Raw genomic sequence first — 360 nt, forward strand, 5'->3', positions numbered from 1 at the left:
GTGGTGACGGTGAAGCCGGCCTCGTTCAAGCGCTGTCTCGCCAACCTCGTCACCAACGCGGCGCGCTACGGCAAGGCCATCGCCATCACCGGCCAGCGTGATCACCGTTATTTGACCGTGACCATCGACGACGACGGCCCCGGCATTCCCGCGCATTTGCGCGAAGAAGTGTTCAAGCCGTTCCTGCGGCTCGACAACGCCCGCAACCAGGATGAGGGCGGCACGGGCCTCGGCCTCGCCATCGCCCGCGATATCGCCCGCTCGCATGGCGGCGACATCACCCTCGGCGACAGCCCGATGGGGGGATTGAGGGCGAGTGTGCGGATACCGGTGTAGCCGATGCCGTAGCCCGGATGGAGC

Annotated in this window: 1 protein-coding gene; it reads left to right on the plus strand. The window is 66.9% G+C overall.

All coding sequences use genetic code 11. From position 1 onward, the window contains the following. Positions 1 to 336 (plus strand): sensor histidine kinase (locus AABA86_RS33650; protein ID WP_338309798.1); only part of this gene is annotated, 336 nt, incomplete at its 5' end. Positions 337 to 360 lie beyond the last annotated feature (24 nt).

The organism is Bradyrhizobium sp. TM233 (assembly GCF_036247965.1).
GTDB classification, from domain to species: domain Bacteria; phylum Pseudomonadota; class Alphaproteobacteria; order Rhizobiales; family Xanthobacteraceae; genus Bradyrhizobium; species Bradyrhizobium ottawaense.